The 12,675-nt window shown below is 54.6% G+C and carries 20 protein-coding genes and 1 pseudogene; all 21 read right to left on the bottom strand.

Annotated features, from left to right (window positions below):
* Positions 1 to 194: pseudogene (locus BG52_RS03240) on the bottom strand (MRP family ATP-binding protein); the annotation flags it as partial.
* A 92-nt stretch (positions 195 to 286) separates the two neighbouring features.
* Complete coding sequence (gene cwlD, locus BG52_RS03235; protein ID WP_036666824.1) at positions 287 to 1,057, bottom strand: N-acetylmuramoyl-L-alanine amidase CwlD; 771 nt, start codon at positions 1,055 to 1,057, stop codon at positions 287 to 289.
* Positions 1,058 to 1,157: 100 nt separating this feature from the next.
* Positions 1,158 to 2,324, bottom strand: coding sequence for a sulfate adenylyltransferase (gene sat / locus BG52_RS03230; RefSeq protein WP_036580141.1), 1,167 nt, complete (start codon positions 2,322 to 2,324; stop codon positions 1,158 to 1,160).
* Positions 2,325 to 2,369: 45 nt separating this feature from the next.
* Entirely contained in the window at positions 2,370 to 3,062 is a 693-nt protein-coding gene (locus BG52_RS03225) for a phosphoadenylyl-sulfate reductase (RefSeq protein WP_036580118.1), read from the bottom strand.
* Positions 3,063 to 3,285: 223 nt separating this feature from the next.
* Entirely contained in the window at positions 3,286 to 3,678 is a 393-nt protein-coding gene (rpsI, locus tag BG52_RS03220; protein ID WP_036580115.1) for a 30S ribosomal protein S9, read from the bottom strand.
* Between the two features lie 18 nt (positions 3,679 to 3,696).
* Complete coding sequence (rplM, locus tag BG52_RS03215; protein ID WP_036580113.1) at positions 3,697 to 4,134, bottom strand: 50S ribosomal protein L13; 438 nt, start codon at positions 4,132 to 4,134, stop codon at positions 3,697 to 3,699.
* 215 nt (positions 4,135 to 4,349) lie between these two features.
* Complete coding sequence (truA, locus tag BG52_RS03210) at positions 4,350 to 5,138, bottom strand: tRNA pseudouridine(38-40) synthase TruA (protein WP_036580139.1); 789 nt, start codon at positions 5,136 to 5,138, stop codon at positions 4,350 to 4,352.
* 102 nt (positions 5,139 to 5,240) lie between these two features.
* Positions 5,241 to 5,606, bottom strand: coding sequence for a 50S ribosomal protein L17 (gene rplQ, locus BG52_RS03205; protein WP_036580111.1), 366 nt, complete (start codon positions 5,604 to 5,606; stop codon positions 5,241 to 5,243).
* Positions 5,607 to 5,662: 56 nt separating this feature from the next.
* Complete coding sequence (locus tag BG52_RS03200) at positions 5,663 to 6,607, bottom strand: DNA-directed RNA polymerase subunit alpha (RefSeq protein ID WP_036580109.1); 945 nt, start codon at positions 6,605 to 6,607, stop codon at positions 5,663 to 5,665.
* A gap of 164 nt (positions 6,608 to 6,771) precedes the next feature.
* Complete coding sequence (gene rpsK / locus BG52_RS03195) at positions 6,772 to 7,167, bottom strand: 30S ribosomal protein S11 (RefSeq protein ID WP_036580106.1); 396 nt, start codon at positions 7,165 to 7,167, stop codon at positions 6,772 to 6,774.
* 18 nt (positions 7,168 to 7,185) lie between these two features.
* On the bottom strand, positions 7,186 to 7,554 hold the full coding sequence (rpsM, locus tag BG52_RS03190; protein ID WP_036580104.1) for a 30S ribosomal protein S13: 369 nt from the start codon (positions 7,552 to 7,554) through the stop codon (positions 7,186 to 7,188).
* A gap of 23 nt (positions 7,555 to 7,577) precedes the next feature.
* Complete coding sequence (gene rpmJ / locus BG52_RS03185) at positions 7,578 to 7,691, bottom strand: 50S ribosomal protein L36 (RefSeq protein WP_003333770.1); 114 nt, start codon at positions 7,689 to 7,691, stop codon at positions 7,578 to 7,580.
* Positions 7,692 to 7,733: 42 nt separating this feature from the next.
* On the bottom strand, positions 7,734 to 7,949 hold the full coding sequence (gene infA / locus BG52_RS03180; protein ID WP_035121186.1) for a translation initiation factor IF-1: 216 nt from the start codon (positions 7,947 to 7,949) through the stop codon (positions 7,734 to 7,736).
* A 2-nt stretch (positions 7,950 to 7,951) separates the two neighbouring features.
* Entirely contained in the window at positions 7,952 to 8,233 is a 282-nt protein-coding gene (locus BG52_RS03175; RefSeq protein WP_036580097.1) for a KOW domain-containing RNA-binding protein, read from the bottom strand.
* Between the two features lie 16 nt (positions 8,234 to 8,249).
* Positions 8,250 to 9,005: a type I methionyl aminopeptidase gene (map, locus tag BG52_RS03170; protein WP_036580094.1), complete on the bottom strand. Its 756-nt coding sequence runs from the start codon at positions 9,003 to 9,005 to the stop codon at positions 8,250 to 8,252.
* Complete coding sequence (locus tag BG52_RS03165; protein WP_036580092.1) at positions 9,002 to 9,655, bottom strand: adenylate kinase; 654 nt, start codon at positions 9,653 to 9,655, stop codon at positions 9,002 to 9,004. Before BG52_RS03165 ends, map begins: the two co-directional genes overlap by 4 nt.
* Before the next feature lie 87 nt (positions 9,656 to 9,742).
* Positions 9,743 to 11,038 carry a preprotein translocase subunit SecY gene (secY, locus tag BG52_RS03160; RefSeq protein ID WP_036580089.1) on the bottom strand — a complete coding sequence of 432 codons (1,296 nt, stop codon included), beginning with the start codon at positions 11,036 to 11,038 and terminating at the stop codon, positions 9,743 to 9,745.
* Positions 11,039 to 11,479 (bottom strand): 50S ribosomal protein L15, encoded by a 441-nt coding sequence (rplO, locus tag BG52_RS03155; protein ID WP_036580086.1) that lies wholly within the window; start codon positions 11,477 to 11,479, stop codon positions 11,039 to 11,041.
* 50 nt (positions 11,480 to 11,529) lie between these two features.
* Positions 11,530 to 11,715 carry a 50S ribosomal protein L30 gene (rpmD, locus tag BG52_RS03150; protein WP_036580084.1) on the bottom strand — a complete coding sequence of 62 codons (186 nt, stop codon included), beginning with the start codon at positions 11,713 to 11,715 and terminating at the stop codon, positions 11,530 to 11,532.
* A 13-nt stretch (positions 11,716 to 11,728) separates the two neighbouring features.
* A complete protein-coding gene (gene rpsE / locus BG52_RS03145; RefSeq protein ID WP_036580081.1) occupies positions 11,729 to 12,226 on the bottom strand; it encodes a 30S ribosomal protein S5 in 498 nt (165 codons plus the stop codon).
* A 30-nt stretch (positions 12,227 to 12,256) separates the two neighbouring features.
* Positions 12,257 to 12,625: a 50S ribosomal protein L18 gene (gene rplR, locus BG52_RS03140; RefSeq protein WP_036580077.1), complete on the bottom strand. Its 369-nt coding sequence runs from the start codon at positions 12,623 to 12,625 to the stop codon at positions 12,257 to 12,259.
* Positions 12,626 to 12,675 lie beyond the last annotated feature (50 nt).

Genomic DNA, 12,675 nt, shown 5'->3' with positions numbered 1-12,675 from the left:
CCCAGCCGCATCAGCTCGGCGCGCAGCGCTTCCTCGAGCAGTGCATCCTGTTCCCCGCCCGGGGTAAGGACCGTCAACGACACCTGACGCTCCTTCACAACAACGTCGCGGACTTGTATACCGCCCTTGCCTGCCTCACCGGCCGGCCCCTTCCATTGGCCGACCGCTTCCAACACTTGTTCACGCGTAATCATAATCCGCTAACACCCCGTATCCGCTCGGGCTCTATCCGCATCGCCCGGTCATTATGTAGTTCATGATCGTCTAATTATACCATACTGTTCGCTTAGGAGACATTCAAACCGGGCACTCCCTTCTCGCCCGCACTATAGCGCAGAATGCCCTGGTAGATCGACGCCGCCACCTGCCGCTGATAATCCGTATCCGCAAGCCGCCGAGCTTCTCCCGGATTGGACAGAAAGCCTACCTCAACGAGCGCCGTCGGTATCGTTTCGATTGCCTTCAGCAAATAGACGGTATTGACCGGATTGGCAACGCAATTCGTGTTTTCCAGGTTTCGCTTGATCTCCTCCTGTATGAGCGATGCAAGCAGCTGGTTGTCCGGATGATTCGGATAATAGAAGGTTTGCGCACCCGACCAACGCGGCGACGGTATGCTGTTCATATGGATGCTGACTACGAGATCCGGAGATTCCCGCCGGATGTTGTCCACTCTTCGGAGCAAATCCTCCGTTTTCCGCCGGCTGATCGCTTTCGTTCCTTCCTCCGCCAAGTCCCGGTCATCCTCTCTTGTCATGAGAACCACGGCCCCGGCTTGCTGCAAATAGTCCCGCAAATGGAGGGCGATCGCCAAATTCAAATCCTTCTCCACATCTCCTTGCTTGCTGACCGCCCCTCCGTCTGCCCCGCCGTGTCCCGCATCCAGATAGATCGTTTTTCCCGAGAGCGACAGCGTCCAGTACGTCCAGGTGCGGGAGGTCGGCGTCTCCTGCGTTAACATGAACGATACAAGAAATACGATCAACGCACCCAAGCCTAAACGGAGTGCCCCTTTATAATTGATCCAGACGATGACCCGATTCCTGATCCGGCGCATAAAAAAACCACCCCGATCCCTATGTGTCCGAACGTAGGCTTAAGGAAAGCCCGCGTCCTCTACACTATATGGGACGAGGTGGTGTTTTATGAGCAGCCCGTCAGCCGACCGGCTGCTCGGACATGCCTTCAATGAGAATCTTGGCCACTTCCGGACGCGAAAATTCCGGCGGCGGGCAGACACCGTCACGCAGCAGCGCGCGGACCTTGGTGCCGGACAGCGTCAAATGGTCGGCTTTGTCGTGCGGACACGTCTTGCTGGAAGCCATATTGCCGCACTTCGTGCAAAAAAAGCTGTGCTCGAAATAGAGCGGCGTAATGCCGAGCTCTTCCGGCGCGAACGACTTCAGCAGCTCCTGCGCTTCGTATGTGCCGTAGTAGTCGCCTACACCGGCATGGTCGCGGCCGACGATGAAATGCGTGCAGCCGTAGTTTTTACGGACCATCGCATGAAAAATCGCTTCGCGCGGTCCGGCATAACGCATAGCGGCCGGAAACACGCCGAGGAACGCGCGGTCCTGCGGGTAGTAATTTTCCAGGAGCGCCAGATAGCTTTTCATCCGGACATCCGCCGGAACATCGTCCGATTTCGTCTCGCCCACGAGCGGGTTAAGGAACAGCGCGTCCACGATCTCCATGGCGCACTTCTGGATGTACTCATGCGCGCGGTGAACCGGGTTGCGGGTCTGGAAACCGACAATCGTATTCCAGCCTTTCTCCGCGAACAGCCGGCGCGTTTCGGACGGATCGAAATAGAACTCCTGGAATTTCTCAGGCTGCGGGCGGTTAACAACGGTAATCGCGCCGCCGACATACGTCGAGGAGCGTTCCATTAGCTTCGCCACGCCCGGATGCTCGAGCTCATCGGTCTTGAACACACGAACCGCCTCGTGCTTCTGATCCACGGTGTAGATGTCTTCGATATCGATCACGGCGTAAATAACGCCATCTTCGCCTACGAGCGCCGCGCGCTCGCCTGCATTCAGCTCGGCCGCCTTGTTCGGCTCAACCGCCAGCGTAATCGGTATGCTCCATACGAGGCCATTGGCGAGACGCATACTGTCGACGACCGACGTATAATCCGCCTTATTCATAAAACCCGTCAATGGAGAAAAAGCGCCGACACCGATCAGGTCCAGGTCCGAAATGGTCCAGGCGTTAACGGTAATGCTTTTCAGCTTCGATGCTTCGGTTAGCAGCGCGTCCCGTTCACCGCCGGCCGCGATCCGGTTCACCAGTTCGCCACCGTGTGGTTGGATACTCATGATGCGTAAACCTCCTATATTTTCGAGCCGTGATGGCCCGGTGATCAATTATTTATGCAAACCGCATTCCGTTTTGTCGGAACCCGACCAACGGCCCGCACGCGGGTCTTCGCCCGGCATAACCTGGCGTGTGCAGTACTCGCAGCCGATGCTCGGGAAATGATTGTCGTGCAGCGGATTGTAGATCACGTCATTGGCGCGGATATATCCCCATACCTGCTCGGAGGTCCAGCTTGCGATCGGATTGAACTTGATCAGGCCGAACTTCGTGTCGTATTCCACCTTCTTCGCGTTGGCGCGCGTCGGCGCCTGGTCGCGGCGGATACCGGTAATCCAAGCATCGTACTTGGACAAAATTTGTGTCAGCGGCTCAACCTTACGGATGTTGCAGCAAGCGTTCGGCTCGGATTTCCACAGCTCCGCGCCATGCTGGGCCGCTTGCTCTTCCGGCGTGAGAGCGGGCTTCACCTGAACAAACTTCATGCCGTAATGCTGCTCAATCCGGTCCCGCGTCTCATAGGTTTCTTTGAAATGAAAGTCGGTATCCAAGTAGAAAATGTCCGTCCCCGGGCTGATCTTCTGAAGCATATCGACAAGGACGACATCCTCGGCGCCGAAGCTGCACGCAAACGTAATACTAGGGAACGTCTCAACCGCATAACGCAGAATGTCTTCCGGGCTGGCGTTTTCAAGCTCTGCAGCTTTCTGGTTGACAAGCGCTTCTTTCTCAAACAGATTCATGTGAATGACCTCCGTAATTAATTCCTAGTAAATTGATATGCATTAATTCAATTATACGACTTTCGTCCCGATAACTCAACGATTTCCTTATGCCGATTATACGCAAATCACCCCAAAATTCGGCTGGGCACTCTATTGTATTCGAATGGCCTATCGTGCTCCTCGCTCTACCGCAAAAAAATACCTTCTCCACGCTTGGCGGAGAAGGTATCGGGTGCAACTATTAGCGTTTCGAGAACTGTGGCGCGCGGCGTGCCGCTTTCAACCCGTATTTCTTACGTTCTTTCATCCGTGGATCACGCGTCAGGAAGCCTGCACGCTTGAGCGCCGGACGGAATTCCGGATCGGCCTTCAGCAGGGCGCGGGAAATGCCGTGGCGGATTGCGCCGGCTTGACCCGTTGTGCCGCCGCCGTTCGCCAATACAATGATGTCATACTTCGTCAGCGTATCGGTCAAAGCGAGCGGTTGCTTCACGATCAATTTCAGTGTTTCGTGGCCGAAATATTCGTTGAGATCACGTTTGTTTACAATGATTCGTCCTTCACCCGGTACGAGGCGCACGCGCGCTACCGAGTGTTTACGACGACCTGTTCCATAGTATTGTACTTGTGCCATGAACTGGTCCTCCCCTTCTTAACCTCGAAGCTCGTACACTTCTGGATTTTGTGCTTGGTGCGGGTGCTCCGGACCAGCATAGACTTTCAATTTCAGCTTCATTTTGTCGCCCAGACGATTCTTAGGCAGCATGCCGTGGATCGCGAACTCCAATACGCGCTCAGGGAACTTCTTCAGCAAGTCGCCTGCGGAAGTAACCTTCAGGCCGCCCGGATACATGGAATGACGGTAGTACTTCTTGTCGGACAACTTCTTGCCTGTCAGGACGATTTTCTCCGCATTGATGACGATGACGAAATCGCCGGTGTCAACGTGTGGAGTGAATTGCGGTTTGTGCTTGCCACGGATCAAAGCCGCCGCTTCGCTGGCCAGACGGCCGAGCGTTTTGCCTTCCGCATCGATGACGAACCACTTGCGTTCGACTTCGTTCGGCTTGGCCATAAACGTTGTACGCATGGGATATCCTCCTTCATTCTTTCGCACATTTCACATGTATGGAAACGTCTTGTTCAAGATTCATATTCGGTGTCAACGTGCCGTGGCGTTCCGCTAAGAAACGGATCGACCGGCAGCTTGTAAAGGTCGGCGAACTTAGTCGGGGCTGTGGGAGAGCCACTAAGAAAGCACAAGTTATATTCTACTACATTCCCTCTTGCTCCGCAAGCATAATCTTACGGCCACAAGGATGAGGCCGGATCGTTATCCAGAATCATCTGGAACGGCTCGGGATAACGGACTTCCCATAGAACCAGGCCATGAGCCTCCGCCCGAGGACCCGCCTTCGAGCGGTCCCGTGCGGCCAGGATTGGACCGATGCAGTCCGGCTTCCATTTGCCTTCGCCGACCCACAACAGCGTCCCTACCACGATGCGCACCATGTTATACAAAAAGCCGTTTCCGGTTATGAAGAGATGAATATCCGGTCCGTCCCGTTCGATCCGAACCTCATAGACCGTCCGAACATGGCTTTTCTTGGTGGAACCCGCCGAGGTGAAGGAAGAGAAATCGTGCTCGCCCAGCAAATGGCGGATTCCCACGCGCATCGCCTCTACATCCAAAGGATTATAATGGTGGTATCGGAACCGCCGATTGAACACATTCGGATGCTTGCCGGTGCTGATCGAGTATCGATATGTTTTCCTGATCGCCGATTTGCGCGAGCTGAATGCCTCGGGCATCTCGTGGGCGCTGCGCACGACAATGTCGTGAGGCAGCCAACCGTTCATCGCGATCGCCCAACGCTCGACCGGAATCGGAGAGGTGCTGAGGAAGTTAATGACCTGCCCTTGAGCATGCACGCCGGCATCGGTTCGTCCGGAGCCGTCCAGCCTGACGTCTTGCCCGCTAAGCCTGCGGATCGCCTTTTCCAGCTCATCCTGCACGGTCAAGCCGCTCGGCTGCGACTGAAACCCCTGATAGGCCCCGCCATCATAGCTTACGACCATCGCAATATTCCGCAGCTCATCTCCTCCCCTCTCCTTATCCTTCAGCCCCAAAGTACGGGCTATTACAAACACAGAAAAAAAAGGTGGCCTGCGCCACCCTTTGTCTTCCCGTTTCAACTACGCACGGTCCACCAGTTCCAAATAAACCATAGGCGCAGAATCTCCGCGACGTGGGCCCAGTTTCAGAATCCGTGTGTATCCGCCCGCACGTTCCGAGTAACGGGTGGCCAATTCGGAGAACAGCTTTTGAATTGCGTCCTGCTCACCGTCAACCGACTCGCGCCGAACGAATGCCGCCACTTGACGACGTGCGTGAAGGTCGCCCTTCTTCGCTTTCGTGATCAGCTTCTCCGCAATCGAACGAACTTCCTTCGCTTTCGCTTCGGTCGTCTGAATACGCTCATACAGGAAAAGGTCAGTGACCAGATCACGGAACAATGCTTTCCGTGCGCTTGCGTCACGTCCCAGCTTTTGGTATGCCATGTATTTCCCCTCCTTCTATAGAACTTGCACTCACTGTTGTCTGGTTACGGTCAAGCTTAGTCTTCCATACGAAGGCCCAAACCGAGCTCTTCCAGCTTTTCTTGAACTTCCTCCAAAGATTTGCGGCCCAGATTGCGAACCTTCATCATATCTTCTTCGGTTTTCGTGATCAGCTCTTGAACGGTGTTGATGCCTGCGCGTTTCAGACAGTTGTAGGAACGAACCGAAAGATCGAGCTCTTCGATCGTCATCTCGAGTACTTTCTCTTTCTTGTCTTCCTCTTTCTCTACCATGATCTCGGCGTCTTTCGCCTCGTCGGTCAAGCCGACGAACAGGTCCAGATGCGAGTTCAGGATTTTGGCGCCGAGGCTCACCGCTTCTTCCGGGCGGATGCTGCCGTCGGTCCATACTTCAAGCGTCAGCTTGTCATAGTTCGTCACTTGTCCGACGCGCGTATTCTCCACGCTGTAATTTACGCGGGTAATCGGCGTGTAGATCGAATCGACAGGCAGGACGCCAATCGGTTGATCCTCGCGCTTGTTACGGTCTGCTTGCACATAACCGCGCCCGCGGTTCGCAAACACCCGCATATGAAGCCGGGCGCCGGAAGCGAGCGTCGCAATATGAAGATCCGGATTGAGAATTTCGACATCGCTGTCCGCGCGAATGTCGCCGGCCGTTACCGCGCCGTCGCCCTCCGCATCAATTTCCAATACCTTTTCCTCATCGGAATGGATTTTCAACGAGAGGCTCTTCAGATTCAGGATGATTTCGGTCACGTCTTCGTAGACGCCCGGAATCGTCGAGAACTCATGAAGAACTCCGTCGATTTGCACCGAGGTGACGGCCGCGCCCGGCAGCGACGACAAAAGAATTCTGCGCAGCGAGTTACCGAGCGTCGTGCCATAACCGCGTTCCAGCGGTTCTACCACGAAACGTCCGTATGTGCCCTCGTCGCTCAGCTCTACGGTTTCGATTTTCGGCTTTTCGATCTCAATCACTAAAAGTACCCTCCTTCAAACGTCGCTCCGTTCATACCGATCATCGGCAGCATGCCGTTTCAGTATCTACACCGTCCGTACATACGGTCAAAAACATGTAGTATGCCTAACCTTCACAACCATTATTCACAAGTTGCAGATATTTGATACCACACGGATTTGAACTATACGCGGCGACGTTTCGGCGGACGGCATCCGTTGTGCGGAACCGGCGTGACGTCTTTAATCAGGTTAACTTCGAGACCGGCTGCCTGAAGGGAACGGATCGCGGCTTCGCGGCCTGCGCCCGGTCCTTTAACCATAACCTCGACCGTTTTCATGCCGTGTTCCATAGCCGCTTTCGCTGCCGATTCCGCCGCCATCTGAGCGGCGAACGGCGTGCTTTTCCGGGAGCCCTTGAAGCCCAGGTTGCCGGAGGAAGCCCACGAGATCGCGTTGCCATGAGGATCGGTAATCGTAACGATCGTATTGTTGAACGTCGAGCGGATGTGCGCGACGCCAACCTCGATATTTTTGCGGTCGCGGCGTTTGGTACGTACGACTTTTTTCGGTTTAGCCATTTCAGTTATCCCCCCTTATTACTTCTTCTTGTTCGCTACTGTCCGACGAGGACCTTTACGGGTCCGGGCGTTCGTCTTAGTGCGTTGACCGCGAACGGGCAAGCCGCGACGATGACGGACTCCACGGTAGCAGCCAATCTCAATCAACCGCTTAATATTCAGCGAGACTTCACGACGCAGGTCGCCTTCCACTTTAACGGATTTATCAATGTTCTCGCGCAGGCGGCTGACTTCATCTTCCGTCAGGTCGCGCACGCGGGTATTTTCATTGATGTCGGTCTCCGTAAGGATTTTCTGTGCGGTCGTTTTACCGATACCGAAAATATACGTCAGGGCGATTACTACGCGCTTGTCACGCGGCAAGTCTACACCAGCTATACGTGCCATGGTTCGTCTATCCCTCCTTCTTCTTATCCTTGTTTTTGTTTGTGTTTCGGATTTTCACAAATCACCATCACGTTGCCTTTGCGACGAATGACTTTGCATTTTTCGCAAATCGGCTTAACCGAAGGTCTGACCTTCATTGTGATTACCTCCCGAATACTTCGTAGGCAGTCCTCGACGGACTACTTCCGATAAGTGATACGACCTCTTGTCAGATCGTAAGGCGACAACTGGATAACCACTTTATCCCCCGTGAGGATACGGATAAAGTGCATTCTGAGCTTGCCGGATACGTGGGCCAGAATTTGATGTCCGTTCTCCAGTTCCACCTTGAACATGGCGTTTGGCAACGGTTCGATAACCGTACCCTCGACTTCAATTACATCTTCTTTAGCCACAGTCATTCTCCTTTCCGCTCGTTATACTTCTGAATCGCAAACCGCAGCTTGGCGTTGGTCACCCGGCCGGTTTCCCGCATACTGTCGGCCACTTCGGAGCTGACGACGGGCAGAAGCTCCAGATGGAGCAGGCTCTTCTTCTTCGGACCGTCGAACCGGTGCTTGTTCCCATCCGCGATGAGTACAAAGCGGTCGTCTACGATCCCGATGATAACCGCGCAGCCGCCTTGGTCTTTGCCTCTCAGCACCTTGACCAGCCGGCCCCATTCCGGAAAAGCTTCCATGCCATCACCACCCCGATTATATCGCGGAAGAGCGGGTTAATATTTCAAGCCCGTTCTCCGTAACGGCGACTGTATGCTCGAAATGCGCGCACCACGTGCCGTCGACGGTCACAACCGTCCAATTATCCTGCAGCGTGCGGACGTACCGCTCGCCGAGAACAACCATCGGCTCGATGGCCAGCACCATGCCGGGCTTCAACCGGGGTCCGCGGTCCGGTACGCCGTAGTTCGGAATCTGCGGTTCTTCATGGAGGCTTTCGCCAATTCCATGGCCCACATATTCGCGAACGATTGACATCCCCGCTTGTTCAACCACCTGCTGAATTGCGTGAGAAATGGTAAACAGGCGCACATCCGGCTTCACGTGCTCCAGTCCTGCATAAAGCGACTTTTCCGTAACCTCGAGCAACCGGCGGGCATCCTCGGATATTTGGCCCACTCCATAGGTCCAGGCCGAATCGCCGTGATAGCCTTTGTACTGGGCGCCGATGTCGAGGCTGATGATATCGCCCTCGTTAAGAACGCGCTGACCGGGTATGCCATGTACCAATTCGTCGTTAACAGAAGCACAGATACTTGCGGGAAATTGATTGTAGCCTTTGAAGGAAGGTACGGCTCCTTGGCTGCGAATGTAGTCCTCGGCGATCTTGTCGAGCTCGCTCGTCATCACACCAGGCTTGATCGCTTGCGCCAGCAGCAGATGCGTATCCGCCACGATGCGACCGGCTTCCCTCATGAAACCCAGTTCCGCTTCGGATTTGCAGATAATCATTCAGACTGCCCTTTCAAGCGAGATACGATATCCGAAGTCACCGTATCGATTTCTTTCTCGCCGTCCACTTCGAGAAGCAGACCTTTACCTTCGTAATACGCAAGAAGCGGCGCCGTCTTGGAAATATACTCATCCAGACGCGTACCGACCTTCTCTTCCGTGTCGTCGGAGCGCTGATACAGCTCTCCTCCGCACTTATCGCATACGCCTTCCTGTTGCGGCGGGTTAAAGAGCACGTGATAAGTCGAACCACACGCTTTGCAGATCCGTCGTCCCGTCAGTCGGGCAAGCAGCAGGCTGCGGTCGACCTTGAGGTTGATGACATGGTCGATCCGTCGTCCCATCTCGGCCAGCATGCCATCGAGCGCTTCGGCTTGCGCCAGCGTCCGCGGAAAGCCGTCGAGCAGGAAGCCCTTCTCGCAGTCATCCTGCAGCAGACGTTCGCGAACGATTCCGTTCGTTACGTCGTCAGGAACGAGCAGCCCTTGGTCAACGTACTCCTTCGCCTTTTGACCGAGTGGCGTGCCTTGCTTCATCGCAAGACGGAATGCGTCGCCGGTCGAAATGTGCGGAACTCCGAACGTATTCACAATGCGTTCGGCTTGCGTGCCTTTACCGGCGCCCGGAGGCCCCATAAAAAGGATGTTCATGCGTCGCTCCTCACTTTAAGCAGAATAGGCTCGGCCGGGCCTCACGCTCCGACGCGCGGAAATCGTCAGCCCGCTGCGAACCTATCGTTATTTATTGATAAACCCTTTGTAGTGACGTTTGATCAACTGGCTTTCGATCTGCTTCATCGTGTCGAGTGCGACGCCGATGACGATCAGCAGGGAAGTGCCGCCCAACTGAACCGAACGAGGCAAGCCGGCAAGTGCGCCGAATGCGACGGGCAGAACCGAAATCAGTGCCAGGAACAGCGCACCGGAAAGCGTAATCCGGGACATAACGCGCGTGATGTAGGAGGAAGTCGGCTTCCCTGGGCGGATGCCCGGAATGTAACCGCCGTTCTTCTTCATTTGATCCGCCATTTGCACCGGGTTGATTTGAACGAAGGTATAGAAGAAGGTAAATGCGATGATCAAGATCACGTACAACACCATGCCGAGCGGCTGGTCGTAATACATGTTATTGATGATCCAATTCGCCCATGTCTTATCCGCCCAAAACTGTGCGATCGTAATCGGGAACATAAGCAGCGAAACCGCAAAAATGACCGGTATAACCCCAGCGCCGTTCACTTTAAGCGGAATGTGCGTCGATTGACCGCCGTACATCTTCCGGCCGACTACGCGCTTGGCGTATTGAACCGGAATTTTGCGGATGCCCTGTTGAACGAAAATGACACCCACGATGATTGCGATGATCGCAACGACGATCGCAATGACTTTCAGAATGCCGATAAACAGCTGATCAGGGTTATCTACAAACTCCGTCGCATAGATCGTGCGAATATGAGTAGGAATGGAAGCCACGATCCCGGCAAAAATGATAATCGAAATGCCGTTGCCGATGCCCCGTTCGGTAATCTGCTCACCGAGCCACATCAGGAAGGCGGTACCGGCTGTCAGTACGATTGCGATCGTTGCATACGTGCTGAAGCTCGGGTTAATCACCATCTGGTAAGTGTTGTTAAATCCGATCGAAGTAGCAAACGCCTGGATCAGACCGAGTACGATCGTCCCGTAACGCGTGATCTGCGCCAGCTTGCGCTTCCCGTTCTCGCCTTCCTTCGCCCATTCCGCAAACTTCGGAATAACGTCCATGCTTAGCAACTGAACGATGATCGATGCCGTAATATACGGCATGATCCCAAGCGCAAAGATCGAGAATTGGAACAATGCACCGCCGGAGAAGGTGTTCAGCAAGCCGAACAAGTCCGCTCCCTGTGCGTTGATATCCTCGAATCTTGTCTTGTCAATGTTCGGTGCCGGAACGAACGATCCGACGCGGTATACAAGCAGGATGAACAGCGTAAATAGGATGCGTCTGCGAAGATCATCCACTTTCCAGATGTTGGACAAGGTCTTCAACAATTAGATCACCTCGGTTTTACCGCCGGCAGCCTGGATTTTCTCTACCGCAGATTGAGAGAACTTGTTAGCTTTGACCGTGATGCCCACAGTAATATCGCCGTTCCCCAAAATCTTGATGCCGGCTTGCGGATTTTTCACCAGACCCTGCTCCATTAGAAGCTCCGGGGTAACTTCAGTACCGGCTGCAAAGCTGTTCAGATCTTCGATGTTGACCACGGCATATTCCTTGCGGAAAATATTGTTGAAGCCGCGCTTAGGAACACGACGGTAGAGCGGGTTCTGTCCACCCTCGAAGCCCGGACGCACACCACCGCCGGAACGGGCGTTCTGACCTTTATGGCCTTTGCCGGCCGTTTTGCCGTTGCCGCTGCCGATACCGCGACCTTTACGCTTCACGTCCTTACGGGAACCTTCAGCAGGCTTAAGCTCATGCAATTTCATCGTTCGTAGCACCTCCTTGTAGATTTTGCCTTCTGTTCTATAGCAGGCAGTTAGCCTTGCACTTCTTCAATTTTAACCAGGTGGCTGACATGGTTCACCATGCCACGGATGGCAGGGCTGTCGTTCTGGACAACCGATTGGTGAAGCTTGCGCAAGCCCAGCGCTTGAACGGTCGCGCGCTGCTTCTCGTTGCGGCCGATCAGGCTGCGAACGAGGGTGATTTGCAATTTTGCCATCGATTTCGCCTCCTTAACCGAGCAGCTCTTCTACGGTTTTTCCACGCAGTTTGGCTACGTCCTCGGCGCGTTTCAGACGGGAAAGGCCCTCAAGCGTCGCGTTAACCATGTTCATGGAATTAGAAGAACCGAGAGATTTCGTTAAAATGTCGCCTACACCGGCCAGTTCGAGCACTGCGCGAACCGGACCGCCGGCGATAACGCCCGTACCCTCGGATGCCGGCTTCAGCAGAACTTCGCCTGCGCCGAAATGACCGAGCACCAAGTGCGGAATTGTCGTGCCGACAAGCGGAACCTGGATCAGGTTTTTCTTCGCGTCGTCGATGCCTTTGCGGATCGCATCCGGCACCTCGGAAGCTTTGCCGATCCCTGCGCCAACCCAGCCTTTGCCGTCGCCGACGACTACCAGCGCGCTGAAGCTGAACCGGCGTCCGCCTTTAACAACCTTCGCTACGCGGTTGATCTGAACTACTTTTTCCGTCAGTTCTAACGTATTCGGATCTATACGCAAGTCGTTATACCTCCTTGTTCGATTTGTTGATTAAAACTCAAGACCGGCTTCGCGAGCCGCGTCTGCCAATGCCTGGATTCTGCCGTGGTACAGGTAGCCTCCGCGGTCGAATACGACTTTTTCTACGCCTTTCGCTTTAGCGCGGGATGCGATCAGTTCGCCTACTTGACGAGCTGCCTCCGTGCTGCCGCCGTTGCCGATTTTGCCGGCAAGCTCTTTATCCGCAGTCGATGCTGCAGCGATCGTTACGCCTTGTACGTCGTCGATCAGCTGGGCATAGATATGTTTCGCAGAACGGTATACGGACAAACGCGGCCGTGCAACCGTACCGTTGATTTTCTTACGGACTCGCAGGTGTCTTTTCAGACGCGCTTTGTTCTTGTCGCCCTTTATAATCATAGTTCGGTACACTCCTTTCTACATGGCGGTCATGCCGCGGGTAACGACGG

This window comes from Paenibacillus darwinianus, from assembly GCF_000598065.1.
GTDB classification, from domain to species: Bacteria; Bacillota; Bacilli; order Paenibacillales; family Paenibacillaceae; genus Paenibacillus_I; species Paenibacillus_I darwinianus.
The sequence above is the reverse complement of the archived record's forward strand: the minus strand, read 5'-3'. Positions and strand labels throughout refer to the sequence as shown.

What these genes read in the sequence shown, in the direction of transcription:
- cwlD (WP_036666824.1), bottom strand. Translation starts at nt 1,057, where the DNA reads ATGCGCCGGATCAGGAATCGGGTCATCGTCTGGATCAATTATAAAGGG.
- BG52_RS03225 (WP_036580118.1), bottom strand. Translation starts at nt 3,062, where the DNA reads ATGAATCTGTTTGAGAAAGAAGCGCTTGTCAACCAGAAAGCTGCAGAG.
- rpsI (WP_036580115.1), bottom strand. Translation starts at nt 3,678, where the DNA reads ATGGCACAAGTACAATACTATGGAACAGGTCGTCGTAAACACTCGGTA.
- rplM (WP_036580113.1), bottom strand. Translation starts at nt 4,134, where the DNA reads ATGCGTACAACGTTTATGGCCAAGCCGAACGAAGTCGAACGCAAGTGG.
- rplQ (WP_036580111.1), bottom strand. Translation starts at nt 5,606, where the DNA reads ATGGCATACCAAAAGCTGGGACGTGACGCAAGCGCACGGAAAGCATTG.
- rpsK (WP_036580106.1), bottom strand. Translation starts at nt 7,167, where the DNA reads ATGGCTAAACCGAAAAAAGTCGTACGTACCAAACGCCGCGACCGCAAA.
- rpsM (WP_036580104.1), bottom strand. Translation starts at nt 7,554, where the DNA reads ATGGCACGTATAGCTGGTGTAGACTTGCCGCGTGACAAGCGCGTAGTA.
- rpmJ (WP_003333770.1), bottom strand. Translation starts at nt 7,691, where the DNA reads ATGAAGGTCAGACCTTCGGTTAAGCCGATTTGCGAAAAATGCAAAGTC.
- BG52_RS03175 (WP_036580097.1), bottom strand. Translation starts at nt 8,233, where the DNA reads ATGGAAGCTTTTCCGGAATGGGGCCGGCTGGTCAAGGTGCTGAGAGGC.
- map (WP_036580094.1), bottom strand. Translation starts at nt 9,005, where the DNA reads ATGATTATCTGCAAATCCGAAGCGGAACTGGGTTTCATGAGGGAAGCC.
- BG52_RS03165 (WP_036580092.1), bottom strand. Translation starts at nt 9,655, where the DNA reads ATGAACATCCTTTTTATGGGGCCTCCGGGCGCCGGTAAAGGCACGCAA.
- rplO (WP_036580086.1), bottom strand. Translation starts at nt 11,479, where the DNA reads ATGAAATTGCATGAGCTTAAGCCTGCTGAAGGTTCCCGTAAGGACGTG.
- rpmD (WP_036580084.1), bottom strand. Translation starts at nt 11,715, where the DNA reads ATGGCAAAATTGCAAATCACCCTCGTTCGCAGCCTGATCGGCCGCAAC.
- rplR (WP_036580077.1), bottom strand. Translation starts at nt 12,625, where the DNA reads ATGATTATAAAGGGCGACAAGAACAAAGCGCGTCTGAAAAGACACCTG.